The sequence below is a fragment of the Streptomyces sp. NPDC091376 genome, from assembly GCF_044757085.1.
Classification (GTDB): domain Bacteria; phylum Actinomycetota; class Actinomycetes; order Streptomycetales; family Streptomycetaceae; genus Streptomyces; species Streptomyces pratisoli.
The window spans coordinates 329,737-355,680 of sequence record NZ_JBIVUF010000003.1; the positions used below are offsets into that span (position 1 = coordinate 329,737).

At 71.3% G+C, this 25,944-nt stretch carries 22 protein-coding genes and 1 tRNA gene; 7 read left to right on the forward strand and 16 right to left on the reverse strand.

Annotated elements, in window-relative coordinates; translation table 11 throughout:
* Position 1 precedes the first annotated feature (1 nt).
* The 3 genes from ACIQMR_RS09260 to ACIQMR_RS09270 form a co-directional block, all read right to left on the reverse strand.
* The gene (locus ACIQMR_RS09260) at positions 2-1,039 is read right to left on the reverse strand and encodes a sugar ABC transporter substrate-binding protein (protein ID WP_401384715.1); all 1,038 of its coding nucleotides are present in this window, start codon (positions 1,037-1,039) and stop codon (positions 2-4) included.
* A gap of 74 nt (positions 1,040-1,113) precedes the next feature.
* Positions 1,114-1,890 carry an SDR family NAD(P)-dependent oxidoreductase gene (locus ACIQMR_RS09265; protein ID WP_401384718.1) on the reverse strand — a complete coding sequence of 259 codons (777 nt, stop codon included), beginning with the start codon at positions 1,888-1,890 and terminating at the stop codon, positions 1,114-1,116.
* Entirely contained in the window at positions 1,887-3,209 is a 1,323-nt protein-coding gene (locus ACIQMR_RS09270; RefSeq protein WP_401384720.1) for an enolase C-terminal domain-like protein, read from the reverse strand. Before ACIQMR_RS09270 ends, ACIQMR_RS09265 begins: the two co-directional genes overlap by 4 nt.
* A 274-nt stretch (positions 3,210-3,483) precedes the next feature.
* Between ACIQMR_RS09270 and ACIQMR_RS09275 the strand changes: the two genes are divergently transcribed.
* Entirely contained in the window at positions 3,484-4,563 is a 1,080-nt protein-coding gene (locus ACIQMR_RS09275) for a PAC2 family protein (RefSeq protein WP_401384723.1), read from the forward strand.
* A 151-nt stretch (positions 4,564-4,714) separates the two neighbouring features.
* Here the strand turns inward: ACIQMR_RS09275 and ACIQMR_RS09280 are convergent, their stop codons facing one another.
* The 5 genes from ACIQMR_RS09280 to ACIQMR_RS09300 form a co-directional block, all read right to left on the reverse strand.
* On the reverse strand, positions 4,715-7,759 hold the full coding sequence (locus ACIQMR_RS09280) for an NPCBM/NEW2 domain-containing protein (protein WP_401384724.1): 3,045 nt from the start codon (positions 7,757-7,759) through the stop codon (positions 4,715-4,717).
* A gap of 125 nt (positions 7,760-7,884) precedes the next feature.
* Positions 7,885-9,114, reverse strand: coding sequence for a cysteine--1-D-myo-inosityl 2-amino-2-deoxy-alpha-D-glucopyranoside ligase (gene mshC / locus ACIQMR_RS09285; protein WP_401384727.1), 1,230 nt, complete (start codon positions 9,112-9,114; stop codon positions 7,885-7,887).
* Between the two features lie 233 nt (positions 9,115-9,347).
* A complete protein-coding gene (locus tag ACIQMR_RS09290; RefSeq protein WP_401384731.1) occupies positions 9,348-10,178 on the reverse strand; it encodes an SCO1664 family protein in 831 nt (276 codons plus the stop codon).
* Positions 10,142-10,732, reverse strand: a complete 591-nt coding sequence (locus tag ACIQMR_RS09295; RefSeq protein WP_266375504.1) for a DUF3090 domain-containing protein — start codon at positions 10,730-10,732, stop codon at positions 10,142-10,144. Before ACIQMR_RS09295 ends, ACIQMR_RS09290 begins: the two co-directional genes overlap by 37 nt.
* 86 nt (positions 10,733-10,818) lie before the next feature.
* A complete protein-coding gene (locus tag ACIQMR_RS09300; protein ID WP_401384735.1) occupies positions 10,819-11,526 on the reverse strand; it encodes a histidine phosphatase family protein in 708 nt (235 codons plus the stop codon).
* Positions 11,527-11,627: 101 nt separating this feature from the next.
* Here ACIQMR_RS09300 and corA point away from each other — a divergent pair, with 101 nt between their 5' ends.
* Positions 11,628-12,620: a magnesium/cobalt transporter CorA gene (gene corA, locus ACIQMR_RS09305; RefSeq protein ID WP_401384737.1), complete on the forward strand. Its 993-nt coding sequence runs from the start codon at positions 11,628-11,630 to the stop codon at positions 12,618-12,620.
* 55 nt (positions 12,621-12,675) lie between these two features.
* On the opposite strand, the gene ACIQMR_RS09310 is transcribed toward corA, so the two are convergent.
* A complete protein-coding gene (locus tag ACIQMR_RS09310; RefSeq protein WP_401384740.1) occupies positions 12,676-13,461 on the reverse strand; it encodes a ferritin-like domain-containing protein in 786 nt (261 codons plus the stop codon).
* A 257-nt stretch (positions 13,462-13,718) separates the two neighbouring features.
* On the reverse strand, positions 13,719-14,768 hold the full coding sequence (locus ACIQMR_RS09315) for an LLM class F420-dependent oxidoreductase (RefSeq protein ID WP_401384742.1): 1,050 nt from the start codon (positions 14,766-14,768) through the stop codon (positions 13,719-13,721).
* Positions 14,769-14,895: 127 nt separating this feature from the next.
* On the opposite strand from ACIQMR_RS09315, the gene ACIQMR_RS09320 reads away from it, so the two are divergent.
* Complete coding sequence (locus ACIQMR_RS09320; protein ID WP_401384745.1) at positions 14,896-15,879, forward strand: aldo/keto reductase; 984 nt, start codon at positions 14,896-14,898, stop codon at positions 15,877-15,879.
* Positions 15,876-18,128 (forward strand): helix-hairpin-helix domain-containing protein, encoded by a 2,253-nt coding sequence (locus ACIQMR_RS09325; protein WP_401384748.1) that lies wholly within the window; start codon positions 15,876-15,878, stop codon positions 18,126-18,128. Before ACIQMR_RS09320 ends, ACIQMR_RS09325 begins: the two co-directional genes overlap by 4 nt.
* Before the next feature lie 153 nt (positions 18,129-18,281).
* Here ACIQMR_RS09325 and ACIQMR_RS09330 read toward each other — a convergent pair whose 3' ends face one another.
* Positions 18,282-18,953, reverse strand: a complete 672-nt coding sequence (locus tag ACIQMR_RS09330) for a hypothetical protein (RefSeq protein WP_401384751.1) — start codon at positions 18,951-18,953, stop codon at positions 18,282-18,284.
* Between the two features lie 47 nt (positions 18,954-19,000).
* Here ACIQMR_RS09330 and ACIQMR_RS09335 point away from each other — a divergent pair, with 47 nt between their 5' ends.
* A complete protein-coding gene (locus ACIQMR_RS09335) occupies positions 19,001-19,189 on the forward strand; it encodes a DUF5703 family protein (RefSeq protein WP_266375488.1) in 189 nt (62 codons plus the stop codon).
* A 73-nt stretch (positions 19,190-19,262) separates the two neighbouring features.
* Here ACIQMR_RS09335 and ACIQMR_RS09340 read toward each other — a convergent pair whose 3' ends face one another.
* The 3 genes from ACIQMR_RS09340 to ACIQMR_RS09350 form a co-directional block, all read right to left on the reverse strand.
* Positions 19,263-19,985 (reverse strand): chaplin, encoded by a 723-nt coding sequence (locus ACIQMR_RS09340; protein ID WP_401384753.1) that lies wholly within the window; start codon positions 19,983-19,985, stop codon positions 19,263-19,265.
* A gap of 134 nt (positions 19,986-20,119) precedes the next feature.
* Positions 20,120-20,353 carry a chaplin ChpH gene (chpH, locus tag ACIQMR_RS09345; protein WP_266375486.1) on the reverse strand — a complete coding sequence of 78 codons (234 nt, stop codon included), beginning with the start codon at positions 20,351-20,353 and terminating at the stop codon, positions 20,120-20,122.
* Between the two features lie 137 nt (positions 20,354-20,490).
* Complete coding sequence (locus ACIQMR_RS09350; RefSeq protein WP_401384756.1) at positions 20,491-21,816, reverse strand: M20/M25/M40 family metallo-hydrolase; 1,326 nt, start codon at positions 21,814-21,816, stop codon at positions 20,491-20,493.
* A 207-nt stretch (positions 21,817-22,023) separates the two neighbouring features.
* On the opposite strand from ACIQMR_RS09350, the gene ACIQMR_RS09355 reads away from it, so the two are divergent.
* Positions 22,024-22,111, forward strand: a tRNA-Leu gene (locus ACIQMR_RS09355).
* Positions 22,112-22,202: 91 nt separating this feature from the next.
* On the forward strand, positions 22,203-23,114 hold the full coding sequence (locus ACIQMR_RS09360; RefSeq protein WP_401384923.1) for a pseudouridine synthase: 912 nt from the start codon (positions 22,203-22,205) through the stop codon (positions 23,112-23,114).
* A 10-nt stretch (positions 23,115-23,124) separates the two neighbouring features.
* On the opposite strand, the gene ACIQMR_RS09365 is transcribed toward ACIQMR_RS09360, so the two are convergent.
* Both ACIQMR_RS09365 and ACIQMR_RS09370 read right to left on the reverse strand, forming a co-directional pair.
* Complete coding sequence (locus ACIQMR_RS09365; protein ID WP_401384759.1) at positions 23,125-24,213, reverse strand: S-(hydroxymethyl)mycothiol dehydrogenase; 1,089 nt, start codon at positions 24,211-24,213, stop codon at positions 23,125-23,127.
* 138 nt (positions 24,214-24,351) lie between these two features.
* Positions 24,352-25,815 carry an amino acid permease gene (locus tag ACIQMR_RS09370; protein ID WP_401384762.1) on the reverse strand — a complete coding sequence of 488 codons (1,464 nt, stop codon included), beginning with the start codon at positions 25,813-25,815 and terminating at the stop codon, positions 24,352-24,354.
* Between the last annotated feature and the right edge of the window lie 129 nt (positions 25,816-25,944).

Sequence of the window (25,944 nt, forward strand, 5' to 3'; positions counted from 1 at the left end):
GCTAGCTCTTCTTCTCCAGCTGGTTGGCCCACAGCTTCGGGTCGTCCACGTTCGCCTTGGTCACGAGCGGTGCCGGGAGCTGGTCCTCGTAACCGTTCGGGATCTTGATGATGGTCGAGTCGTGGTCGGTCGGTCCCTCCTTGAAGGTCTTGCCCTCCAGGGCGGCCCTGGCGTAGAAGAGCGCGTACTCGGCGTACAGGTCGGCGGGCTGGGAGACGGTGGCGTCGATCTTCCCGGCGCGGATGGCGTCCAGTTCCTCCGGGATGCCGTCGTTGGAGATGATCGTGATGTGGCCGGGGGTGCCGGGTGCCTTGAGCAGCTTCTTCTGCTCCAGCAGGGCGAGGGTGGGCTGCAGGAAGGCACCGCCGGCCTGCATGTAGATGCCGGCCAGGTCGGGGTGGGCGGCGAGCGTCGACTGGAGCTTGGCGGAGGCGACGTCGCCCTTCCACTCGGTGGCCAGCTCGAAGACCTGGATGCCGGGGAAGTTCTTGTCCATGCACGCCTTGAAGGCCTCGGAGCGGTCGCGGCCGTTGATCGAGGACAGATCGCCCTGGAACTCGGCGACCTTGCCCTTGCCCTTCAACTGCTCGCCGAGGTACTGGCAGGCCTTCTCGCCGTACGCGCGGTTGTCCGCGCGCACGACCATGTAGACGCTGCCCTTGTCCGGGCGGGTGTCGACGGAGACGACCGGGATCTTCTTCTCGTCCAGGGTCTGCAGCGTCTCGGCTATCGCTCCGGTGTCCTGCGGCGCCATGACGACGGCCTTGGCGCCCTGGTCGGTGAAGACCTGGACGTTGGAGACCAGCTTTCCGATGTCGTTCTGGGAGTTGGCCAGCGGGAGCGCTTCGACCTCGCCGTCCTTGACGCCCTTCTCGATGTACTGCTGGTACGAGTTCCAGAAGTCGGTGTCGCTGCGCGGCAGGTCGATGCCCACCTTGCCGGCGGCCGACCCGCCGCCCTGGTCCCGGTTGCAGCCGGCGAGGGCGGTCACGGCCAGAAGTACGGCGCAGGCTGCGGCACTTGTCGAACGCACTCTCATGGTCCTGTCCTTCGGTGGGTGGCGGCTCAGGCTCAGGTGCTCAGGCTCAGGTGCTCGGGCTCAGGTGCTCAGGCTCAGGTGGCGGAACGCAGGCGCAGACCCTGCATTCCGCCGTCGACCGCGAGTGCCGTACCCGTGACGGCGGACGCGGCGGGGCCGGCGAGATAGACGACGGCGGACGCGACCTCTTCGGCGGTGACCAGTCGTCCGGTGGGCTGGCGGGCTTCGAGCGCGGCCCGTTCGGCCGCGGGGTCGTCGGCCCGGTCGAGCAGCCGGCCGATCCAGGGGGTGTTGGCGGTGCCGGGGTTGACGCAGTTGACGCGGATGCCCTCGCGGACGTGGTCGGCGGCCATGGCGAGGGTGAGGGAGAGCACGGCGCCCTTCGAGGCGCTGTAGAGCGCCCGCTGGGGCAGGCCGGCGGTCGCGGCGATGGAGCAGGTCTGGGTGATGGAGACGCGGCCGGGGCGTTCGGCGGCGGCCCGGCGCAGATGGGGCAGGGCGTGCCGGGCGGTGCGGACCATGCCGAGGACGTTGATGTCGAGGACCCGGTGCCACTCGTCGTCGGGGTTGTCGGCGACGGTGCCGATCGCGCCGATGCCGGCATTGGACACGACGGTGTGGAGGGAGCCGTACTCCTGTGCGATGTCATCGATGGCCGTACGCAGTGCCATGTCATCGGCGACGTCCGCCTTCACGGCGAGCGTGCCCTGCGGCGCGCCCGCGGTGTCCAGGTCGAGGACGGCGACCCGGGCGCCCCTGGCGAGGAGTTGCCGGGCGACGGCGGCTCCGATCCCCGAGGCGCCGCCGGTGACCACGGCCGCCATCCCCTCGAAGTCATGCGCTGTTGTCATGAGTTGCCGACCTCCTGGGCGGATGCGCGGGCCTGCCACACAGGCCCCTCCGGGTAGCGGTGCGCGGCGATCGACTCGGGCCGCATACGAGAGGAGAAGCCCGGCGTGCGCGGGGCGACGTAGTGCCCGTTGTCGATCACGGCCGGGGCGGTGAAGTGCTCGTGGAGGTGGTCGACGTACTCGATGACGCGGTCCTCCATGCTGCCGGAGACGGCGACGTAGTCGAACATGGCGAGGTGCTGGACGAGTTCGCACAGTCCTACCCCGCCCGCGTGGGGGCAGACGGGAACGCCGTACTTGGCGGCGAGCAGCAGGATCGCGAGGTTCTCGTTGACGCCTGCGACGCGGGCCGCGTCGATCTGGACGAAGTCGACGGCCTCGGCCTGGAGCAGCTGCTTGAAGACGACGCGGTTGGCGACGTGCTCGCCGGTGGCGACCTTGACGGGCTGTCCGGCCCGTACGGCGGCGTGGCCGAGGATGTCGTCGGGGCTGGTGGGCTCCTCGATCCAGTACGGCTCGTAGGGGGCGATGGCCTCCAGCCAGCGCAACGCCTCGGCGACGTCCCAGCGCTGGTTGGCGTCCACGGCGATGCGTACGTCGGGGCCGACCGCCGCACGGGCGACTTTCAGCCGTCGTACATCGTCGTCGAGGTCGGCGCCCACCTTCAGCTTGATCTGCCCGAACCCGTCGGCGACGGCCTGCTTGGCGAGACGGACGAGTTTGGCGTCGTCGTAGCCGAGCCAGCCCGGTGAGGTGGTGTAGGCGGGATAGCCGTCCGCGCGCAGCAGTTCGGTCCGTTCGGCCCGGCCCGGCTCGGCGGCGCGCAGGATGGCGAGCGCCTCGTCGCGGGTCAGTACGTCGGTGAGGTAGCGGAAGTCGACGAGGGAGACGAGTTCCTCGGGCGACATGGTGGCGAGGAACTCCCACACCGGCAGCCCGGCCAGCTTCGCGGCAAGATCCCAGGCGGCGTTCACGACCGCGCCGACGGCCATGTGCATCACGCCCTTCTCGGGGCCGAGCCAGCGCAGCTGGGAATCATGGGTGAGTTCGAGGTGCAGGGCCGCGAGGTCGGCGGCGGAGCGGGGCGCGGGCCGGCCGCTGACGTAGGGACGCAGCGCTTCGATGGCCGCTGCCGTGACATCGTTGCCTCTGCCGATCGTGAAGCAGAAGCCGTGCCCCTCCTCGCCGGCGTCGGTGCGCATGACGACGTAGGCGGCGGAGTAGTCGGGGTCGGTGTTCATGGCGTCGGAGCCGTCGAGCTCTTCCGAGGTGGGAAAGCGGATGTCGTGGACCTCGAACCCTGTGACGGTCTGACTCATGCACGCCCCCCGGACGATTCGGTACGACAAGGACCCGGCGAACATCGGACCTCTTGGTCATCCGATGTATAGCGTCGTCCGGGTGGCCAGGTCCAGGCCCGGGGCAAAACTTCTCGGCTACAGCTCGGATGTATGTGCGGCTGGAACCGGTATTCCTCTGACCTATGCCCCTGCCGTATGGAAGTTCACCCAGGCGTGCACAGGGACTGCGGGCGGGCCCCTGGGAAGCCGTAAGGTTGGGGCGTACGAAAGAGAACGTCGGAAGGAGGCCTGGGTGATCGAGCTCGAGGGGGTTCCCGAGCTGATCGACCCGGTCATGGTGGCCGCGTTCGAGGGCTGGAACGACGCAGGCGACGCCGCCTCCACCGCGGTCGCGCATCTGGACCGGGAATGGAAGGGCGAGGTGTTCGCGGCGCTCGACGCCGAGGACTACTACGACTTCCAGGTCAACCGGCCCACGGTGTGGCTGGACGGCGGGGTACGGAAGATCACGTGGCCCACCACACGGCTGTCCGTGGTCCGGGTCGGTGGCGAGAAGCCCCGTGATCTGGTGCTGGTCCGCGGGATCGAGCCGTCGATGCGCTGGCGCTCGTTCTGCAACGAGCTGCTGGGCTTCGCCCATGAGCTGGGCGTCGAGATGGTGGTGATCCTGGGCGCCCTGCTCGGCGACACCCCGCACACCCGCCCGGTGCCGGTCAGCGGTGTCACGTCGGATCCGGATCTGGCCAGGACGATGGACCTGGAGGAGACCCGCTACGAGGGCCCGACCGGCATCGTCGGCATCCTCCAGGAGGCGTGTACGCACGCCGGGGTGCCGGCCGTGTCGCTGTGGGCCGCCGTGCCGCACTACGTCTCGCAACCGCCGAACCCCAAGGCGACGCTGGCCCTGCTGAACCGCCTGGAGGACCTGATAGACCTCCGCATCCCGCTGGGCGAACTGGCGGAGGACGCACGGGCCTGGCAGCTCGGGGTGGACCAACTGGCCTCCGAGGACAGCGAGGTCGCGGAGTACGTGCAGACGCTGGAGGAGGCGCGGGACACCGCGGAGCTCCCCGAGGCGTCCGGCGAGGCCATCGCCCGCGAGTTCGAGCGCTATCTGCGGCGGCGCGACGGAGGACCGGGGCCCGGCCCGGGTCCCGGTGGGACCGCTCCCGGCGCGGGTCCCGGACAGGCTCCCGGCGGGCACGCGACGGAGAGCGGCGACAGCGGCTCCTATCTGCGCGACACTCCCCCCGCGCCCGGAGGGCGCGGGGGGCGGACGCGGCCGCCGAAGCCGCCGCGTCCGGAGCCGGGCCAGAGCTCTGACGCCGAGCCGGAGCCCGGGGACGGTCCTGACGCCTCCGAGGACGACTGACCGCTGCGGGGTGTCCTGGTCGAGCGGGGCGGTGCCGGCGGGCACCGCCCCGTCGCCGTGCCGGGCGGCCGAAGCCCGCGGGCACAGGAGCCGGGCCGGGGCGCGGTGCCCGGCCCGCTCCTGCGCCGTCCGGCCCGGCCCTGAGCGGGCGTCAGCCGCAGCGGAACCGTGCGCCCGCCCAGTCCGCGTGGTCGCCGGACTTGGAGCCGTTGGTGTCGGTCACCTTCAGACGGACGTGCCGCGCCCCGGTGACGTCGACCTCGGCCGGTACGGTAGCCGAGGCGCCGGTGACCTTCGGCGAGGTCCACAGCACCTTGCCGTCCGCCTCGACGGAGAACGCGACTTCGCCGTATCCGTTGATCTCGTCGTCGATACCGATGTCCGCGGTGAACGTGGTGCAGCGGCCACCGAGATAGACCTCGATGTCGGAGTCGGCGTGCGCCCCGATGCCCTTCTCGTAGGTCTGGCCGGCGAGGGTGAGCGTGCGTCCGTCGCTCGCGCCCGATTCCCCGTTGCTGCGGTCGCGTTCGGGTGGGCCCCAGCCGTTGGTGGACGTCAGCCACACCAGATCGCTCGCCCAGACGTCGCCGGACGGCGGCGGGGGCATCACCCCGGCCGCGAACCGCTGCACGGCGGTGCGTGGCTCACCGGCCGCCCGGTAGCGGGCGGTTGCGGTGAGCGTCGTCTCGCCGGGCTCGGCGTCCCGGGCGGGGGTGACGGCGACCTCGACCCGCCTGGTCGTCCCCGCGGGGATGCGGTCCACCGTCGCCGCCGGCGTCACCTGCCAGCCCGCCGGGGCGTCCAGCGAGACCGAGACACCCGTGGCGTCACGGGCGCCCGCGGTGACATCGACGGCGACCTTGCCCGGCGCGCCGGCGGCCAGTTCCTGGCCGGCCGGGGCGGCGACGACGGCCGCGGAGCCGGGGACGGCTCCGCCGACCGCCGCGGTGTCCTCCAGTTCGAGCTCGAAGCCACGGTCGGTGGGCAGCGCCGCGGTCTTCACCTTCACGACGCCTCCGCGGTCGTCGCGGTCGTACCACCAGCCCTGTCCGGCCGCCTCGAAGGCCGCCCTGCCGCTCAGCCTCGGCAGATCACGGCCGTTCAGCTCGACCGAGCTCGGTGAATCCGCCGTGTGAACGGTGAAGTTGTACGGTCGCGCGTGACTCTTGCCGTTGAACGTGCCACGGCTCGCGCCGATCCGTACGGTCACGTCCCCCGCGCCACGCTTCGGCGCGTCGACGTCGGCTCGCTGGGTGGCGTACTTCCCCGAGCGGTGCTCGCGCGTCACGCCGTCGTCCTCGTAGAGCGTGAACGACGACGACCCCTGCGGGTAGATGTCCCAGGCGAGCGGGGAGCCGGCGCCGCGGTCGGCGTACGAGCGGATCCCGCCGGGCCACATCGGGACGGTGGCGCCGGCCCGGACGAACAGCGGGAGGGTGTCCAGCGGTGCGCTGTAGTCGTCGACCGTGGCCGGGCCCTCGTACGTGCGTCCGCTCCAGTAGTCGATCCACGTGCCCTTCGGCAGGTAGATGCCGTCGCGCTCGGCGGCGTTCTGGTAGACGGGTGCGACGAGGAAGTCCTCACCGCTCAGGAACTCGTACTTGGCGGCGTCCGTCGCGGCCTTCGGATCGTCCGGGTACTCCAGGACGAGCGGGCGGGCGAGGCCGACGCCGGTCTTCGTCGCCTCGTGTGCGTGCGAGTAGATGTACGGCAGCAGCGACTCGTGGAGCTTGAGGTAGTCGCGGTTGATCGAGGTGTACGGCTCGCCGTAGCGGAAGGGCTGCTTGTCGCTGGCGGCCCAGCCGTCCATGGTCATGGTGACCGGGAGGAACATCTTCCACTGCAGGTCGCGGGTGTAGGTCTGGGGGCTGCCGCCGAAGATTCCGTCGACGTCCCCGGTGGTGTAGGCGAGTCCGGACATCGACGCGCCCGCGTACGTCGGGATCTGCCAGCGGATGTACTCCCAGCTGCCGGCCTGGTCGCCGGACCACTGGACGCCGCAGCGCTGGGCGCCCGACCAGCTCTCGGGGGCCCAGGTGAAGCCGCGGGCCGTGCTGTTGGCCTCGATGCCTGCGTAGGCGTCCTTGCAGCCGTCCAGGGCGAACTTGTAGCCCGCGCCGACCCAGGCGACGTCGAGCTTGGCGACCCGCTGGCCGGCCTTGACCTGGTCGGCGAGCTTGTCGAGGCCGTCCTCGGTCCAAAGGCCGAGCTGCATCTTGCGCTGCTGGAGGCCCTGGGCGGTCTCGGCGAGGTTCTCGTAGCCGCAGCCGTAGCCGTCGTTGACGAGCATCCAGCCGTTGGGCATGTCGTGCTCGACGTAGCCGTCGGCGACCTTCAGCGCGTCGAGGGTGTGGCGTTCGCCGCGGTTGGCGTTGTGGAGGTAGCAGTCGGCGTCGCCGATCTCCAGGCCGTAGACGGGTGGCATGAAGGGCTTGCCCGTGAGGTACGTGTACTGCCCGATCACGTCCTTGGCACCGGGGCCCGCGAAATAGTAGGCGTCGAAACGCTGTTCCTGGGCGGTGGTGGTCACCGGCTCGCCGAAGACGTAGGTGTTGGGGGCGTAGGTGTTGCGGTAGACGCCGTAACCGGCCGAGGAGAGGTAGAACGGCACGGAGTTGGGCTGGCCGCCGTCGTTCCAGTTGTAGTCGACGCCGACCTCGACGGTCTTGCCGCGGTGCGAGGTGTTGCCCCGGCCGTTCTGCATGCCGGCGCCGTAGAACTGTTCTTCGGCGCCTCGTGCGAGGGTCTGGGTCGTCCTGTCCCCGGTCCAGGTCAGGCCCTTGGTCTCGGCCCAGAGCAGGGTGCCGTCGGCGCGGTGGAGGGCGAATCGCAGCGGTGACTTGTAGGCGCGCAACGTCACCTTCGACGTGCTGAGTTCGTAGCGGTCGCCGCGGTCCTTCCAGCGGGTGGCGGGCGGCTTGCCCTGCGGAAGCACGATGTCGCTCCCGGTCGGGTCGGTGAAACCGCCGTCCGGGGCGAGTTCGATCCGGAAGGTCTCCGGGGAGACGAAGCTGACGCGGGCCTCGGCCTGGCCTGCCGTCAGCCGGTAGACGGGTCCTTGGGCGGTGAAGCCGGTGACGTCCCCGACAGTGGTGGGGACCGGCTCGGCATGGGCGCCGCCCGGTCCTGCGAACACCGTGAGGAGACCGAGCAGCAGCCCGGCGACCACCGCTCTCATGCGTATTGGTGATTGCATGGCGCGTGTTTAGCGCAGAAACAAGCATCTAGCCAAGGACAAAACGGAACCGCCCCTGGACTCGCCGAGTGAGTCCAGGGGCGGTTCGGTGTACCGGGCGCGGAGCCCGGGGACGGAAACGGGGCCTACAGGGCGACGCCGAGCAGGGAGTCCACGGCCCGCGACACGAGACCGGGCGCGCCCTCGTCCGTGCCGCCCTCGGTCCGCTGGCGCTCGGTCCAGCGGTCGACGGCGGCCAGCGCGGCGGGAGCGTCGAGGTCGTCGGCGAGTGCCTCGCGGATCTCCTCGACGAGGGCGTCCGCGGACGGCCCGTCAGGCCGGGAGACGGCGGCGCGCCAGCGTCCGAGGCGTGCCACGGCCTCCTGGAGGACCTCGTCGGTCCACTCCCAGTCGGCACGGTAGTGGTGGGAGAGCAGCGCCAGCCGGATGGCGGCCGGGTCGACGCCGTCGCGGCGCAGCGCGGAGACGAAGACGAGGTTGCCCTTGGACTTGGACATCTTCTCGCCGTTCAGGGCGACCATGCCGGCGTGCACGTAGGCCTTGGCGAACGGGTGCTCGCCGGTGAGGGCCTGGGCGTGCGAGGCGCCCATCTCGTGGTGCGGGAAGGCGAGATCGGAGCCGCCGCCCTGGACGTCGAAGCCCATGCCGAGGTGGTCGAGGGCGATGGCCACGCACTCGATGTGCCAGCCTGGCCGGCCGCGTCCCAGGGAGCCGCCGTCCCAGCTCGGTTCGCCCTCGCGGGCCGCCATCCACAGCATCGGGTCGAGCGGGTTCTTCTTGCCGGGGCGGTCGGGGTCTCCGCCGCGCTCGGCGGAGAGCTCGCGCATCAGGTCGGGGCCGTAGTTCGACACCTCGCCGAAGTGCGGGTCGGACTCCACGGAGAAGTAGACGTCGCCGTCGAGTTCGTACGCGGCGCCGGCGTCGCGCAGCCGCTCGACGAGCGGAACGATTCCCGGTATGGCCTCGACGGCGCCGATGTAGTGCTGCGGGGGCAGCATCCGCAGGGCGGTCATGTCCTCGCGGAACAGGGCGGTCTCGCGTTCCGCGAGTTCGGTCCAGTCCTGTCCGTCGCGGACGGCCCGCTCGAGGAGCGGATCGTCCACGTCGGTGACGTTCTGGACGTAGTGAACCTGCCGCTTGGTGTCGAGCCACACGCGCTGAACGAGGTCGAACGCGTTGTAGGTCGCCGCGTGACCCAGGTGGGTCGCGTCGTACGGGGTGATTCCGCAGACGTAGATACGGGCGACGGGACCGGGGTCGAGGGTGACGAGGCCGCCGGTCGCGGTGTCGTGGATCCGGAGGTCGCGGCCCGTGCCGGGCAGGGCGGGGACCTCAGAAGCGGGCCAGGCATGCATGTCATGAGCGTAACCGGACGCACCTTCCGGAAACGAACCGGATGCCCTCTCTTGGCCTGTCACGCACTCTTGCGCGTGCGCCTGACGTGGAGCTATGGGCACCGCCGGAACGGGTACGGGCGGCAGGGCCGTACGGGCGGCGGGCGGGCCGTACGGACGGACGGGCCGTACGGACGGACGGGCTGTACGAGCGGCCGGACTGTACGAGCAATCGGGCTGTACGAGCGGCCGGGCTATACGGGCGGCCAGGGAATCGCGGGCCAGCCGCCGGAGGGTACGGGATGGCGGGCCGTCTCGCGGAGGGTACGGACCCGGGCCCGTACGGCGGCCACTTCCTCGGCGGTGATCAGTTCCCCGAGCCGGACGGCGAGCGGGGCACCGTCGTCCAGTGCCGTGTCGAGGGCCGCGAGGACCGTGACGGCCTCCTCGGTCAGGGACTCCCCGGCCCATCCCCACAGCAGCGTCCGCAGCTTGTCGTCCGCGTTGAAGGTCACACCGTGGTCGATCGCGTACAGCCGCCCGTCCGGCGCGGGGAGCAGGTGACCGCCCTTGCGGTCACCATTGTTGATCACCGCGTCGAGCACGGCGAGCCTGCGCAGCCGCGGATCGTCGGCGTGCACCAGGAGCGCCGTACGGCCCTCCCCGACCTCCGCGAAGCCGACCGCCTTCCAGCCGTCCTCCGGTTCCTCGCCGTCGACGAGCGCGAGCAGTCCCTGCGCGGGGTCGGCCTCGATCCACAGCTGGCACATGCCCTCGCCGTAGGGGCCGTCGCGGAGCACGGTCGGCGGGACGAGTCCCCATCCGGTCGCCTCGGACAGTTCGTACGCGGCGACTTCCCGCTGAGCCAGTGTGCCGTCGGGGAAGTCCCACAGCGGACGCTCACCGGCGACGGGCTTGTAGACGCAGTGCGCTTCCTGGCCGTCGAGCGAGACGGAGCAGTACAGCACCGCGTTCGACGCCTCGCCGATACGGCCGCGCACCGTGAGCTCGCCGTTGGAGAGCAGGTCGAGCACCGGGTCGAGCGCGGTCACGCTCCGCGGCGGTATCCGTTCTGGCGCGGGCATACGTGTCCCTCCGGGTCGAGCGGCAGGCTGCACAGCGGGCACGGCGGCCGTCCCGCGTTCACGACATCGAGCGCGCGCTTGGCGAAGGCCCTCGCCTGCGCGCCGGTCAGCCGGACGCGCAGCATCGGCGGACCGTTCTCCTCGTCCTGCAACAGCCGTTCCTCGGCCTCGGCCAGGTCCTCCTCGGAGTCCGCGTCCAGCTCGACCAGTGCCTGCGCCTCGACGATCATGCGCTGTTCCTCGCCGTCCCAGGCCAGCGCCATCGTGCCGACCCGGAACTCCTCCTCGACCGGGGCGTCGAGCGGAGCGGTGTCGGCGATGTCGGTGGGGGCGACGGCAGGGACGGGGGCGTTGCCGCCGGTGCGCCGCACGACCTCGTCCAGCAGTTCGTCGATCCGCTCGGCGAGCGCGGCCACCTGCGTCTTCTCCAGGGCGACGCTCGTCACCCGCCCCCCTGCGGCGGCCTGCAGGAAGAACGTACGACGTCCAGGCAGCCCGACCGTACCGGCCACGAAGCGCTCCGGCGGGTCGTACAGGAATACCTGACGGGACACGTCCTGTCTCCCTTGGAAATCAGAGGATCTTCAGAGTTGAGCGCCGGTTTCCGGGTTCGGCCCGTCCACCCTACTGCGCGGAGCGATCACGGTGCTCCCGCGCCGCCACCGACCACCGCCGCCCCGTCGGGGCCGCCCTCGGGCGGCTCGGTGGCACTCGCGCGGGGCCTGAGCGCCCCCAGGTCGCCGGTGTCGCCGAGCCGGAGAAGGAAGGGCCGCAGCCGGGTGTAGCGGATCGCGGTCACCGAGCACGGTTCGACGTGGATGCGCTGGAAGAGGTCGAGGTGCATCCCGAGGGCGTCGGCCACGAGGGACTTGATGATGTCTCCGTGCGAGCACATCAGATAGGCGGCGTCCTCGCCGTGCTCCCGCTCGACGCGGGCGTTCCAGTCGCGTACGGCGTCGACGGCGCGTGCCTGCATGGCCCGCATCGACTCGCCGCCGGGGAAGGCCGCCGCGGAGGGGTGGCGCTGGACGACCTCCATCAGCGGTTCGTCGGCGAGTTCGGCGAGTTTGCGGCCGGACCATTCGCCGTAGTGGCACTCGCCGATCCGCTCGTCGGTGTGCAGCGGCAGTCCGGGCCGTGCGTCGAGGAGCGGCTGCAGGGTCTCCAGGCAGCGCTGCAGCGGGCTGGTGACGGCGGCGGCGAGTTCCAGCCCGGCCAGCCTTCCGGGCAGCGCGGCGGCCTGCGCGGTGCCGCGGTCGTCGAGGGCGACCCCGGGTGTCCAGCCCGCGAGCAGCCCCGCGGTGTTGGCGGTGGAGCGACCGTGGCGTACGAGGATCAACGTGGCCATGCCGGCCAGCCTAGGGGGTGTCCGGCGGAACGACCGTGCGGGCCGGGCACGCCGGGGACCGTTCGCGGGCCGAGGTGCGGGCGGGACGGGAGCAGGGAAGAATGCGCGCCGTGATCGTGGACTGCGCCATCTACCGGGAGGGCCGTCGGACCGAGGGCCCCGACGATCTCTCCGACGCGCTCGCGGAGGCCCGCGCGGCCAAGAACGCGTTTCTGTGGATCGGTCTGTACGAGCCGAGCGAGCAGGAGTTCGACCGCGTCAGCAGCGAGTTCGGTCTGCACCCGCTGGCGGTGGAGGACGCGCTCAAGGCCCATCAGCGGCCCAAGCTGGAGGTGTACGACGACTCGCTGTTCATGGTCCTCAAGCCCGTCTCGTACGAGGCGGAGACCGACACCGTCAGCGCCGACGAGCTGATGCTGTTCGTCGGCAACTGCTTCGTGGTGACGGTCCGGCACGGGGAGGGTCAGCCGCTGCGCGCGGTGCGGCAGCGGCTGGAGGCCGAACCGCACGTGCTCCGGCACGGCCCGACGGCCGTCCTGTACGCCGTGTGCGACACCGTCGTCGACCACTACATCGAGGTCGCGGGCGAGCTCCAGGAGGATCTGGAGGAGACGGAGGAGGCCGTCTTCGAGCCGATGGGCGGCGATCCCCGGAACACGGCTTCCAAGATCTACAACTTCAAGCGGCAGGTCCTGGAGTTCCGTCGGGCGACCGGGCCGCTGGTGGCGCCGATGACCCGGCTCGCGAGTGCGTCGGTGCCGTTCGTGGACGAGCACTCGCAGCTGTTCTTCCGGGACGTCAACGACCATCTGACCCGCGCCAACGAACAGGTGGACGGGCTGGACCGGCTGCTTTCGGACGTTCTGTCCGCGCATCTGGCGCAGGTGGGCGTGCGTCAGAACGACGACATGCGCAAGATCTCGGCGTGGGCGGCGATGGCCGCCGTGCCGACGCTGGTGGCGGGGATCTACGGCATGAACTTCGACCACATGCCCGAGTTGCGGTTCGGGTGGGGGTACCCGGCGGTGATCCTGCTGATGGCCTCGGTGGTGTTCGGGCTGTTCCGGCTGTTCAAGCGCCGCGGCTGGCTGTAGCGGAGGTGGGGCCGCGGCGCCGGTGACCGGAGGCTGGAGCCGGGGTGACCGGAGGCTAGAAGGCGGGTGCCGTGGTCGCGGGGCCTCCCAGAGCGTCGCGCCGCTCCGGCATCTTGAGGGAGACCATGCGCCGCCAGCCGCCCGCGCGCTCCAGGGCGTACATGGCGTGGATGCCGGCGGCGAGCGCGGCGGACTTGGGCCTCGGCCACTTGAGGATCCTGCCCATGTGGGACATGACGGCGAGGCTGACGTCGCGGTAGATCGCGATCTCGGTGAGGGCGCACTCGCGCAGGGTGGTGTGGATGGCGCGGCCGTGGCCGGCGTAGGCGAGGCGGAGCAACTCCTCGTGGCAGTAGGCCAGGTGGTTGTCCTCGTCGGCACAGATTTGCTTGATGGCCTTGCCGACCTCGGGGTGGTCCCCGAAGAACCTCACCAGCATGTCCATCTGGTCGGCGGCGCGCTGCTCGGTGACGCGACTGTGCGAGAGGTAGACGACGATGTCCTTCTCGGTGAGCCGCTCGTCACGGCGGAGCTTCTCGTGGGCGAGTCCGATGCCCCGCTGTTCCAGCAGCATCGTGTAGTCGGTCCCGGGCGGTACGTCGACCGGGTCGAGTCCGCGCTTCTTCAGCAGGCCGTTGAAGATCCGGCCGTGCTTGTCCTCGTCGGCGCCGTGCCGGGTGATCTTCGGGGCGAGGTCGCGCATGCTGTCGGGGACGAGGGCGGCGATACGGCCGTTCTCCCAGCCGCCCTGGGCCTCGCCACTGGCCGCGATCGAGCAGAAGAGCTGGTAGGAATCGTCGTTGTCGAGGATCTCCTGGAAAAGACTCCGGGCCGAGAGCATCTGCCACCTCCGTCGAACGTCCGCAAAGAAAAAGTCAAATGCGGACGGGGCCGACCGGCAACAGGTGGGCGGGACAACTCCGCCAAAAGGAGGAGCGCGAGGGCTTTTCGCGCCCCCCGGGGAGTCCGGTCGGGACACCCTCGCCCGCGGGCGTTACCGAGGGCAGGGGTGGCGCGTTAGGTGTCGTGACGGCCGTGGCGGGGATGACCCCGAGCCCCCACCACGGCCGCAGGTATGCCCGGGGCCCGCGGCCCCGGTCACGCCAGCCCGGAGCGCTCCAGGGCCTCGGTGCCGGCCCGCAGGGCCGCGAGGCGCTCGTCGAGCGTGAAGCCGGCCGGGGCGAGTGTGAGGGTCGTGACCCCCGCCGCCGCGTACGCCTGCATCCGGTCCGCGATCCGGTCGACGGAACCGAGCAGCGTCGTGGAGTCGATCAGCTCGTGCGGTACGGCCGCGGCGGCGCCCTCCTTGTCGCCGGACAGGTACTTGTCCTGGATCTCCACGGCTTCCTGCTCGTAGCCCATGCGCCGGGCGAGCTGGTTGTAGAAGTTCTGCTTGCGGCTGCCCATGCCGCCGACGTACAGCGCGGTGTACGGGCGGAACATGTCGGCGAGGCCCTTGACGTCGTCGCCCACGGCGAGCGGCACGGTCGGGCACACGTCGAAGCCGTCCATGGTCTTCCCGGCCTTCTCACGGCCCGCGCGGAGGTGGCGGATCGCGGTCTCCTCCAGATGGTCGGCGGAGGGGAAGATCAGCAGGGCGCCGTCGGCGATCTCGCCGGTCTGCTCCAGGTTCTTGGGGCCGATGGCGGCGATGTACAGCGGGATGTGCTCGCGCTGCGGGTGGACGGTCAGCTTGATGGGCTTGCCGGGGCCGCCGGGCAGCGGAAGGGTCCAGTGCTCGCCCTCGTAGGACAGCCGCTCGCGGGTCATCGCCCTGCGGACGATCTCGACGTACTCACGGGTGCGGGAGAGGGGCTTGTCGAACGTGACGCCGTACCAGCCCTCGGAGACCTGCGGCCCCGAGACGCCGAGGCCGAGGCGGAAGCGCCCGCCGGAGAGCGAGTCGAGGGTGGCGGCGGTCATCGCCGTCATCGCGGGCTGGCGGGCGGGGATCTGGAGGATCGCCGAGCCGACGTCGATGCTCTCGGTCTGGGCGGCGACCCAGGCGAGGACGGTCGGGGCGTCGGAGCCGTAGGCCTCGGCGGCCCAGCAGACGTCGTAGCCGAGGCGGTCCGCCTCCTGGGCGACGGCGAGATTGTCGCTGTCCATCCCCGCGCCCCAGTAGCCGAGATTGATGCCGAGCCGCATAACCGCTCCTCTTACCGATGAGTAACGTCCTTGTCGCGGGACTTTAGCGCGGCTGTGCCCGATCCGTCAGGGGCGAGTTGTCCACAGGGTCGCTCCGGGTGGGGCCGTGGCCAGTAATCTCGCGCCCATGGAGCAGAGGCATCTCGGCCGTACCGGCCTTCGTGTGTCCCGGATCGGGCTCGGCACCCTGACGTGGGGGCGGGACACCGGCGAGCACGACGCCGCCGACCAGTTGAAGGCCTTCTGGGACGCGGGCGGCACGCTGGTCGACACGGCGGACGTGTACGGCGGCGGGGAGGCGGAGTATCTGCTCGGGCAGCTCGTGGAGCGGCTCGTGCCGAGACGCGATCTGGTCATCGCCACGAAGGCGGGCAGCGTGCTCGATCCGTCCCGGCGGTTCGACGGCTCGCGCGGTCATCTGCTGGCTGCCCTCGACGCGTCGCTGGAGCGGCTCGGCACGGACCATGTGGATCTGTGGCAGATCCACGGCTTCGATCCGCACACCCCGCTGGAGGAGACCCTGAAGGCTCTCGACGCGGCGGTGAGCAGCGGCCGTGCGCGATACGCGGGGGTGTCGGGCTTCTGCGGCTGGCAGCTCGCGAAGGCGGCGACCTGGCAGCTCGGTGCCCCGGACATACGGACCCGCCTGGCCGGCACACAGATGGAGTACTCGCTGCTGCAGCGCGGCGTCGAGCGGGAAGTGCTGCCCGCGGCGCTGGACCTGGGGATCGGCCTGCTTCCGTCATCTCCGTTGGGGCGCGGGGTGCTCACCGGCAAGTACCGGCACGCGACGCCGGCCGACTCGCGCGGGGGCTCGGAGCAGCTGGCCGCCTTCGTCGAGCCGTATCTGGACGAGGCGGCGAGCCGGATCGTGGACGCGGTCGTCACGGCCGCGGACGGACTGGCGACGACTCCGCTGGAGGTCGCGCTCGCCTGGGTCCGCGACCGCCCGGGGGTGGTGGCCCCGATCGTCGGCGCGCGCAACGCACAGCAGCTCACGGCGGCGTTGTCAGTGGAGGGTCTTAGTCTTCCTGACGAGATCTGCCAGGCGCTCGACGATGTGTCGGCGCCCGTGCACCGCTATCCCGATCAGGACTGGAGCACGCTGTGACTGCGCTTCCCGGGGCGACCCCCGGCACCCCGGAGACGGAGGGCTCCGCCCTCGACGCACCCGAGACGCCGGGCCGCGGGCCCGGCCAGGCCGGTCAGCAGGGTGAGCCGGGAGCGGACGCGCCCGAGGCGGCCGGGGAGGCCGAAGCAGGGGGCGAGGCCGGGGCCGACACGACGGACTCGGCCGAGGCGGGCACGGCGCAGTCCGACGCGGCCGCGGTGTCCGAGGCGCAGGCGGAGTTGGCCGCGCAGCGCGATCTCAGGGAGCGGATCGAGAAGCGGAAGGCCGAGAAGGGCGGACCGGTCGAGGCCGGGGCGAAGCTGAGCGGTACGGCGGCCGATCTGCTGGCGGCGGTGCGGGCCGTGGAGAGCGGGGAGAAGCCGGGGACCGCGTTCTTCGAGGCGCCGACCGCCCCTCGGCGCCCGGCGCCGTCGTCCGTGCCCGCGCCGGAGCGGCCGCGCGTGCCGGAGCCGGGGCGCGGCCCGCAGCCGGCCGATCCGGGGGCCGTGGCGGCCGTGCTGGAGGTGCTCGTGTCGGGCGGTGCGCCGGAGGAACTCGCCACGCGGGTCGCCGGGGTGCTCGGGGAGCAGGCCGCGGAGGCGCTTCGGGAGGATCCCTGGCGCCTGCTGGCCGTGCCCGGAGTGCAGCCGGAGCAGGCGGACGGATTCGCGCGGGCCCTGCTGGGACCGGAGTGCGGCCCCGGAGACGCACGGCGGGCCACTGCGCTGGTGACCTGGCTGCTGGAGCGCGCCGCGCTGCAGGGCCACACCGCGCTGGAGTCCGCGTCCGTGCGCAGCGCGCTCGCCGCGCGCTCCGTGCCCGAGCCGGACGAGGCGCTGCAGGAGGCGATCGCCGAAGGTGCGGTGCTGGTCTTCCAGGACGGCGCCGAGGAGCCGGCACAGACGCGGGAGGACGCGGAGGCGACACAGGAGAGCGAGGGCGGGCCCGGCGCCGAGGCGGCGGAGCCGGTTCCGGTCCTGCTCGGCCTCGACCGGTACGCGCTCGCGGAGGAGAGTCTCGCGGACGGTCTTGCCCGGCTGGTCAAGACCGTCCAGGCGGACGGGACGGACGCGGCCGCCGGCCGGCCGGCGGCCTGGGAGGGCGCCGCGGCGGCCGCGGGCTCACCGTCGGCGGCCGAGCTGATCCGCGCCGCCGCCGCGCACGGCCTCGTCGTGCACACGGGCGGCGAGGCGGCCCGCGCCGAGCCGGCCGCCCTGGTCGAGGCGGCCCGCTCCCTCGGTCTGCGCGCGGTGGCCGCGGCCCACGGCGAGAACGGCCGGCGGAGGCTGGGCGCCGACGCGGTCACGGTGCAGGGGCTGCTCACGGGTGCGCAGGGTCCCGGCCGGGACGGGGACGGCACGCTGGCCCTGGATCTGCTCGCGGTGCTCGACGCGCCTCAGTTGGACGTCGAGACCGCCGCGATGCTCGTGGAGTCCCTCCCGGACGGATGCCGGCTGGTGCTGAGCGGCGACCCCGGTGTGCTGTGGTCGGCGGGCGCGGGACGGGTGTTCGCCGATGTGCTGGCCGCCCGGGTGTGCCCGCAGGTCGCGTCCCGTACGCCCGATCCCGGACCGCTCGGCGAGCTGGTCTCCGGGATCGGCATCGGTGAGCTGGCCCAGGTGGACGCGCCGGGCAAGGAGGTCGTGATCGTTCCGGTGCGGGACGCGGGCGAGGCCGTGCACCGCACGGTCCAGCTGGTCGCGGACTCGGTGCCACGGGCGATCGGGGTGCCCGCGTCCGAGACGCAGGTGATCACGGTCGGCCATGGCGGTTCCGCGGGCACACGGGCGCTGAACGCCGCGCTCAAGCAGCGGCTCAACCCGGGACCCGGCCGTTTCGGCGGCTTCGACGAGGCCGACCGGATCGCCTACACCCCGGCGCCGGGCCGGGTCCTGGCCGGCACGGTGGTCTCCGCCGACGAGGAGGGCCTGCGGCTCGACTGCGAGGGCGCGCCCGTCGTGGTGGCGAGGGAGCAGGTCGAGTCGTCGGTGCGGCACGGCTGGGCGCTGACCGCGCACCAGGCGGCCGGGATGCGCTGGCCGGCGGTGGTCGTGGTGCTGCCGGGCGACGCGGCGCAGGGCCTGAGCCGGCCCTGGGTCTACACCGCGTTCGGCCGCGGTGAGCGGCATCTCTCCGTGGTCCACGGCGTCGACCAGGCTCTGCCGCGCGCCGTCGCCGAGATTCCGTCGCAGCACCGCACGACCCGGCTGTGCCCGCTGCTGAGCGGCCTTCTCGCGCCGGGACGCTGACGGGCAGGGGCGCGGTCCCGCAGCGCGCCAGGGAACAGCGCACCGGGATCAGCGCACCTGGGATCGAGGGATCAGGGAATCAAGGGAGAACGCGAGAAGAGGACCGGGGCACGGACCCCGGTCCTCTCCTCTGATCCGCTCTCGCCCGATCGGCTAACGGTCCGCCGTGTTCAGGTCGTCCAGGTCCTCTTCCACGTCGTCTTCGTCGAACACCGAACTGACGTCGAAGCGGCACACGACGCGCTCCGGGTCGGCCTGGTCGAAGGGGGTGGCCAGCCATTCGCCCGGCTCGGAGGGCTCGTCCGCGGCGGCGACCCACAGCGTCGAGTCGCCCTCCTCGAGGCCGAACTCCTTGTGCCGGGAGGCGATCTCGTCCGGTTCGAACTCACCGAAGAGCACGCCGAGCGCGGCGTGCACGCTCGCCCCGACGACCGCCCCCGACACCTCGTCCGCGGTCTCGTCGCGGTCCAGATCCGCAATGCGCTGCGCCTGCGCGAGCAGCCGCTGCGGCTCCACGACCGCGTAGTCGCGGCGAATGAGGACACTCAGAGCGTTCGGCTCGTCCGGTCCCGTGTACGGCGGCATCGAGTCGTCCGCTCCGGGGATCTCGAACGGAGTGACCTCGTCGTAGCGGTCGTAGAGCCGCTCGTCGTACGCCTCGGCCGCGGCGGCAAGGGCGTTGAACGCCGCGTACACCGCCGGGTCGTCCTCTCCCGTGCGGCGTTCGACCGCTTCGAGGTGACGGTCCAGCGCGGCTTTGACCGCCTCGGCGGCGGCGCGAACCTCGGCAGCCGTGGGCTGCGCAGGAGCGGATGCATCAGACATAGTGCAGACGCTATCCGTACTCGGGCTGTGCCCGCACAATAGATGCGATGCCGGAATACGAATTTGTCGATGTGTACGTCCCTCGCGGTGTCTCCCGCAAGGAGGCGACCCGACTGCTGACCGAGCACGCCGAGTACGGGCACTGGGAGTTGGACAGGCTCACTCTGCGTCGCGACGGCAGCCGCAGGGTGCGGTTGCGCCGTCGCATCATCCGTCAGGCGCGCGCCACATGGTGAGTGACCGCCCCACGAAGGACGGAGCAGGCCCGCGGTCGCGGGCCCGCTCCGTCGCGTCACCGCACACTCACGCTCAGGCGCGGGCGCGGGCCTTGCGGTAGAGGAGCATTCCGCCGAGCAGCAGTCCACCGGCCGCCGGGAGCACGGTCCCGAGCGGGCCGGCACCGGTCTGCGCGAGTTCCTCGGTGCCCTGGGGCGGGGTGACGGTGCTGGTACCCGGCGTGTTCGGGGTCGAGGGCTCGACCGGCGTTCCCGGCTCACCGGGCTCACTCGGTTCACCAGGCTCCCCCGGTTCGTTCGGCTCTCCCGGCTCGCCCGGTTCGCCGGGCTCTCCCGGTTCGCCGGGCTCCGAGGGCTCACCCGGGTCGTTGTCGTCCGGCCCGTTGGTGCAGTCGTTGCCGAGTGCGCCGTTGCCGAGGCCGCCGACCGTCACGGTGTTGCCGCAGGCGTTCACCGGCACCTCGACGGGCACCTGGACGGTGTTGCCGGAGGCGACGCCGGGAGAGTTCGACGTGGAACCCTCGGCGTGGGCGCCGCCACCGTTCTGCGACGTATTGGCGCAGTCGTTTCCGAACGCGGGGTTCAGCAGTCCGACGACGTTCACGGTATTGCCGCAGACATTGACCGGGACGTGCACCGGAACCTGGATCGAATTCCCGGAGAGCACACCCGGGGAATCCGAGGCGCTCCCATGGGCGCCCGCGCCACCGTGCGCCTGGGCGTAGCCGCCGCTGAGGACGAGTACGCCGCCCGCGGCCGCCACGGTGATCAGGCCCTTACGAGTGACCTGTCGCATAGCTACTTCCTGCCTTCTGACTTCCGGAATACCCCCGGGCGCCTCGCCAGGGGGTGGAATGGGGACGGCCCCGGAGTGCATGGCGCGCACTCCGGGGCCGCCGGGATCAATCCCTCACAGGGCAAGACTCGACGTCAGTCGTTGACGCAGACGTTGCCGAAGGCGGGGTTCAGCAGCCCGATCACGGAGACCGTGTTGCCACAGACGTTCACCGGCACGTGGATCGGCGCCTGGATGACATTGCCCGACAGCACGCCCGGGGACTGCACGGCGGCACCCTGAGCACCCGAGTCGGCGACGGCCATCCCCGCACCCGCGAGAACCAGACCACCGGTGGCAGCCGCAGCAGCGACGACCTTCTTGATCATTATTCCTCCTTGTTGGCAATGCGATCCCAACCGCGGACCGCACACCTGTAACGAGGAGGACCTATTGGGGCTACTAGCGTATGAGCCCATTCACTCTTTTCAGTCAAATACGCACGTGCGGACGAATGTTGGCGTCCTCAGCTCGCGTCGAGGAAACGGTCCAGCACGCGAACGCCGAACTGCAGACCGTCCACCGGGACGCGCTCGTCCACGCCGTGGAACATGCCGGCGAAGTCCAGCTCGGGCGGCAGCTTCAGCGGAGCGAAGCCGAAGCAGCGGATGCCGAGGTCGTCGAAGGACTTGGCGTCGGTGCCGCCGGACAGCATGTACGGCACGGCCCGCGCGATCGGGTCCTCGGCGCGGAGCGCCGACTGCATGGCGTCCACCAGATCGCCGTCGAAGCTCGTCTCCAGCGCCTTGTCGGCGTGGACGTCCTCGCGCTTCACCCGGGGCCCGAGCAGCCGGTCGAGGTCGGCGAGGAACTCCTCCTCGTAGCCCGGCAGGAAGCGTCCGTCGACGTGTGCGGTGGCCTGTCCCGGGATCACGTTCACCTTGTAGCCGGCGCCGAGCATGGTCGGCGCCGCGGAGTTGCGGAGCGTCGCGCCGACCATCTTGGCGATGCCGCCGAGCTTGGCCAGGGTCGCCTCCATGTCCTCCGGGTCGAGCGGCGTGCCGAGCGCGTCGGACAGCTCGTCCAGGAAGGACCGTACGGTCTTCGTCACCCGTACCGGCCAGGTGTGGCGGCCGAGCCGGCCGACGGCCTCGCAGAGCTCGGTGATCGCGTTGTCGTTGTTGGTCATCGAGCCGTGTCCTGCGGTGCCCTCGACGGTGAGGCGCATCCAGTGCATGCCCTTCTGGGCCGTCTCGACGAGATAGAGCCGCAGGTTCTCGTTGACGGTGAAGGAGAAGCCGCCGACCTCGCCGATCGCCTCCGTGACCCCCTCGAAGAGGTCCGGGTGCTTGTCGACGAGGTGCCGGGCCCCGTAGGTACCGCCCGCCTCCTCGTCCGCGAGGAACGCCAGCACCACGTCGCGCGGCGGCTTGCGGCCGCTGCGCAGCCGGTCACGGACGACGGCGAGCGTCATCGCGTCCATGTCCTTCATGTCCACGGCGCCACGGCCCCAGACGCAGCCGTCGGCGATCTCCCCGGAGAAGGGGTGGTGGGTCCAGTCGTCGGCGTTGGCCGGCACGACGTCGGTGTGGCCGTGGATCAGCAGCGCCGGGCGGGAGGGGTCCTCGCCCGCGATGCGCGCCACGGTGGAGGCCCTGCCCGGGTGCGACTCGATGATCTTCGGCTCCAGACCGACCTCGGCGAGCTTCTCGGCCACGTACTCGGCGGCCGCCCGCTCCCCGGGTCCCGAGTGGTCGCCGTAGTTGCTGGTGTCGATCCGGATCAGATCGCGACAGAGGTCGACGACCTCGTCCTCGCCGGAGATCTTCCGGACGGTGTCCGTCTCGCTCACGCTGTTTCCTCCCGCTGTCGCTCTGGTGGTCACCCACATCCTCCCGCGCCGGGAGCCGCACCCCAAGGGCAGTCGCACACCGACACATGCCCGTCACAGCCGGGGCCGGGCGGCTGCCTGCGGGAGCGGGGGCGTGATCGAGCACCTCCGAATGTTTGCTATGGTTTTCCTCGTCGGAACGGCCCAGGGCCGGAAGACAGACACCTGGTCCGGGTGGCGGAATGGCAGACGCGCTAGCTTGAGGTGCTAGTGCCCTTTATCGGGCGTGGGGGTTCAAGTCCCCCCTCGGACACCACCAGAGAACCCCAGCTGAGCTGGGGTTTTTTGTTTGTCCACGAATGAGTGCGGGAGCAGCCGTGGGACGCAGACGGCGGGTGGCGGCGCTCGTGGCGCCGCTCCCCCAGCGTGACGGGATCGATCCCGTGCGGGTGCGGCTGCCCGCGGACCCGGAAGGTGCCTGGGCGACCGTGGGGGACCATCTCGTCGCACGCTTCGGCGGCGCGGTCGGGGCCGAGCGCGTCGAGGCGATGCTGCGGGAGGGCCGGTTCGTCGGGGCGGACGGGCGGCCGGTGGCCGCCGGGGAGGCGTACGACGCCGGGCGCCACCTCTGGTTCCACCGGGATCTCGTGGCCGAGGAGCGGGTGCCGTTCGAGGTCGGGATCGTGTATCGCGACGAGCGGGTGGTGGTCGCCGACAAGCCGCACTTCCTGGCGACGACTCCGCGCGGCCGGCACATCACGGAGACCGCGCTGGCCCGGCTGCGGCATGATCTGGGACTGCCGGAGCTGCAGCCCGCGCACCGGCTGGACCGGCTGACGGCGGGGCTCGCGCTGTTCGTCGTACGGCCGCGGGACCGTGGCGCGTACCAGACGCTGTTCCGCGACCGGCGGGTGCGCAAGGAGTACGAGGCGGTGGCGCCGTACGACCCGGCGGTCGTCCTGCCCGTGACCGTGCGCAGCAGGATCGAGAAGGAGCGCGGGGTGCAGGCGGCCCGGGAGACGGCGGGCGAGCCGAACAGCGAGAGCCGTGTCGAGTTGCTGGAGCACCGGGACGGGCTCGGCCGGTACCGGCTGCTGCCGGCCACCGGCCGTACCCATCAGCTGCGGGTGCACATGAACGGCCTGGGGCTGCCGATCCTCGACGACCCGCTGTATCCGGTGGTCATGGAGGACGAGCTCGTGCGCGGTACGGACTACGGCCGGCCGCTGCAGTTGCTCGCCCGGAGCCTGGAGTTCACCGATCCGGTGAGCGGGCGGGAGTGCCGCTTCGAGAGCCGGCTGCGGCTCTCGGCCTGGTGACCGGGAGCGGTCACAGCAGCACCACCGAGCGCAGGACGTCGCCCTCGTGCATCCGGGCGAAGGCCTTCTCGACGTCGGCGAGGCCGATCGTCTCCGTGACGAAGGCGCCGAGGTCGATCCGGCCCTGCTGGTGGAGGTCGATGAGCATGGGGAAGTCGCGGGACGGCAGACAGTCGCCGTACCAGGACGACTTGAGCGCGCCGCCGCGGCCGAAGACGTCGAGCAGCGGGAGTTCCAGCTTCATGTCGGGGGTCGGGACGCCGACGAGGACCACCGTGCCGGCCAGGTCGCGGGCGTAGAAGGCCTGCTCGTACGTCTCGGGCCGGCCGACGGCCTCGATGACGACGTCGGCGCCGAAGCCGCCGGTGAGCTCGCGGATCGCCTCGACGGGGTCGGTGGAACGGGAGTTGACCGTGTGGGTGGCGCCCATGGTGCGGGCGGTCTCCAGCTTGCGGTCGTCGACGTCGACGGCGATGATCCGGGCCGCTCCGGCGAGCCGGGCGCCGACGATCGCCCCGTCGCCGACTCCGCCGCAGCCGATGACGGCGACGGAGTCCCCGCGGCCGACCTCTCCCGTGTTGACCGCGGCGCCGATGCCAGCCATGACGCCGCAGCCGAGCAGGCCGGCCACGGCCGGGGAGACGGCCGGGTCGACCTTGGTGCACTGGCCGGCGGCCACCAGGGTCTTCTCGGCGAAGGCGCCGATGCCGAGGGCCGGGGACAGCTCGGCCCCGGAGCCGGCCAGGGTCATCTTCTGGCGGGCGTTGTGGGTGTCGAAGCAGTACCAGGGCCGGCCGCGCCGGCAGGCCCGGCAGCGCCCGCAGACCGCACGCCAGTTGAGGATCACGAAGTCGCCCGGGGCGACATCGGTGACGTCGGCGCCGACGGACTCCACGATGCCGGCGGCCTCGTGCCCGAGGAGGAACGGGAAGTCGTCGCTGATGCCGCCCTGCTTGTAGTGGAGGTCGGTGTGACAGACCCCGCACGCCTGGATCCTCACCAGGGCCTCACCGGGTCCCGGGTCGGGGACGGTGATCTCCACGACCTGGACGGGCTCGTTCCTGCCGGGGGCGACGACCCCCTGGACCTGCTGCGCCATCGCAGTTCTTCCCTTCCTCGGGACAGGTGTGCACCGCATGTGTACGGCACCACCATGCCCGTGGCGGGCGATATGGGCGAGGCCCCCCGCCGGATCTTCCCGGCGGGGGGCCTCGTCGTGGTGCGGGAGCGACGGGTGTCAGGCGTCCTGGCGCTCGGTGGCGAGGGTGCGGACCCGCTTGCGGACCACGAACCAGCCGCCGACGAGGGCGAGCGCGATCAGCGGCAGGCAGTTGACGGTGGTGCGGCTGATGCCGTCGTCCATCCACATGAGGACGAGGACGGAGGCGAGGAACACCAGCGTGGTGATCTGGGTCCACGGGGCCCACGGGAGTTGGTAGCCCGGGCGGGTGACGCGGCCGTCCTTGGAGCGGTACCAGAACAGCAGCGAGCAGACCATGATCATGCCCCAGGTGCCGATGATGCCGATGGAGGCGAAGTTCAGCACCAGTTCGAAGGCCTCGCCGGGCATCACGTAGTTCAGGACGACGCCGAGGACGCCGAAGCCCGCGGTGAGCAGGATGCCGCCGTAGGGCACGCCGCCCTTGTTCATGACGCCGGTGAACTTGGGCGCGGAGCCGGACATCGACATGGAGCGCAGGATGCGGCCGGTCGAGTAGAGGCCGGAGTTGAGGCTGGAGAGGGCGGCGGTGAGCACGACGAGGTTCATCACGCCCGCGGCGCCGGGGATGCCGAGCTTGTCGAAGAGCGTGACGAAGGGGCTCTCGTCGCCGGAGTAGGCCGTGTACGGCAGCAGCAGCGCGAGCAGCACCACGGAGCCGACGTAGAAGAGGCCGACCCGCCACATGATCGAGTTGATCGCCTTCGGCATGATCTTCTCGGGGTTCTCGGTCTCGCCGGCGGCGACGCCGCACAGCTCGACGGAGGCGTAGGCGAAAACGACGCCCTGGATGAGCAGCAGCATCGGCATGACGCCCACCGGGAAGACGCCGCCGTTGTCCGTGATCGTGGACAGGCCCGGGGTGTGGCCGCCGACTTCGTGCTGGGTGACGACGAGGAAGATGCCGACGAGCATGAAGATCACCAGCGCGGCGACCTTGATGATCGCGAACCAGAACTCCATCTCGCCGAAGTACTTCACCGAGATCAGGTTGGCGGTGAGGACCACGGCGAGGGCGATGAGGGCGAGCACCCACTGCGGTATGTCGCTGAACATGGCCCAGAAGTGGGCGTAGGTCGCGGCCGCGGTGATGTCGGCGATGGCGGTCGTCGACCAGTTCAGGAAGTACAGCCAGCCTGCCGTGTAGGCGCCCTTCTCGCCCATGAACTCACGGGCGTAGGAGACGAAGGCGCCGGAGGAGGGCCGGTAGAGGACCAGCTCACCGAGCGCGCGCACGACGAAGAAGGCGAAGACGCCGCAGACGGCGTACGCGATGAAGAGCGACGGACCGGCGTTGGCCATCCGGCCACCCGCTCCGAGGAAGAGGCCCGTACCGATGGCGCCGCCGATGGCGATCATGTTGATGTGCCGCGACTTCAGGTCCTTGCGGTACCCGGCGTCACCGGCGTCTACGTGGGGGGTGCCGGTGGCCGGAGGTCCGGCTACGGGCGTATCGGCCGCAGTCATGGTGCGGTCACTCATGGAGGGTTCGCCTTCGTGAGGGGATGTGCGGTACCCGGCCGGATTGCCGGCGGCCTTCCGCGGGGGGAGGACAGTCGCCGCGGCCGGCCTTGGGGGCGCAGAAGGCCCGAAAGGACATAGTCACGGCAA

Bases quoted from the DNA above. Each gene is read 5' to 3' on its own strand.
- ACIQMR_RS09365 (WP_401384759.1), bottom strand. From the start codon at position 24,213: ATGGCGCAGCAGGTCCAGGGGGTCGTCGCCCCCGGCAGGAACGAGCCC.
- ACIQMR_RS09340 (WP_401384753.1), bottom strand. From the start codon at position 19,985: ATGCGACAGGTCACTCGTAAGGGCCTGATCACCGTGGCGGCCGCGGGC.
- ACIQMR_RS09310 (WP_401384740.1), bottom strand. From the start codon at position 13,461: ATGCTCTCGGCCCGGAGTCTTTTCCAGGAGATCCTCGACAACGACGAT.
- ACIQMR_RS09330 (WP_401384751.1), bottom strand. From the start codon at position 18,953: ATGTCTGATGCATCCGCTCCTGCGCAGCCCACGGCTGCCGAGGTTCGC.
- ACIQMR_RS09260 (WP_401384715.1), bottom strand. From the start codon at position 1,039: ATGAGAGTGCGTTCGACAAGTGCCGCAGCCTGCGCCGTACTTCTGGCC.
- ACIQMR_RS09280 (WP_401384724.1), bottom strand. From the start codon at position 7,759: ATGCAATCACCAATACGCATGAGAGCGGTGGTCGCCGGGCTGCTGCTC.
- ACIQMR_RS09315 (WP_401384742.1), bottom strand. From the start codon at position 14,768: ATGCGGCTCGGCATCAATCTCGGCTACTGGGGCGCGGGGATGGACAGC.
- ACIQMR_RS09290 (WP_401384731.1), bottom strand. From the start codon at position 10,178: ATGCCCGCGCCAGAACGGATACCGCCGCGGAGCGTGACCGCGCTCGAC.
- chpH (WP_266375486.1), bottom strand. From the start codon at position 20,353: ATGATCAAGAAGGTCGTCGCTGCTGCGGCTGCCACCGGTGGTCTGGTT.
- ACIQMR_RS09270 (WP_401384720.1), bottom strand. From the start codon at position 3,209: ATGAGTCAGACCGTCACAGGGTTCGAGGTCCACGACATCCGCTTTCCC.
- ACIQMR_RS09320 (WP_401384745.1), top strand. From the start codon at position 14,896: ATGGAGCAGAGGCATCTCGGCCGTACCGGCCTTCGTGTGTCCCGGATC.
- ACIQMR_RS09370 (WP_401384762.1), bottom strand. From the start codon at position 25,815: ATGAGTGACCGCACCATGACTGCGGCCGATACGCCCGTAGCCGGACCT.
- ACIQMR_RS09335 (WP_266375488.1), top strand. From the start codon at position 19,001: ATGCCGGAATACGAATTTGTCGATGTGTACGTCCCTCGCGGTGTCTCC.
- mshC (WP_401384727.1), bottom strand. From the start codon at position 9,114: ATGCATGCCTGGCCCGCTTCTGAGGTCCCCGCCCTGCCCGGCACGGGC.
- ACIQMR_RS09300 (WP_401384735.1), bottom strand. From the start codon at position 11,526: ATGGCCACGTTGATCCTCGTACGCCACGGTCGCTCCACCGCCAACACC.
- ACIQMR_RS09265 (WP_401384718.1), bottom strand. From the start codon at position 1,890: ATGACAACAGCGCATGACTTCGAGGGGATGGCGGCCGTGGTCACCGGC.
- corA (WP_401384737.1), top strand. From the start codon at position 11,628: ATGCGCGCCGTGATCGTGGACTGCGCCATCTACCGGGAGGGCCGTCGG.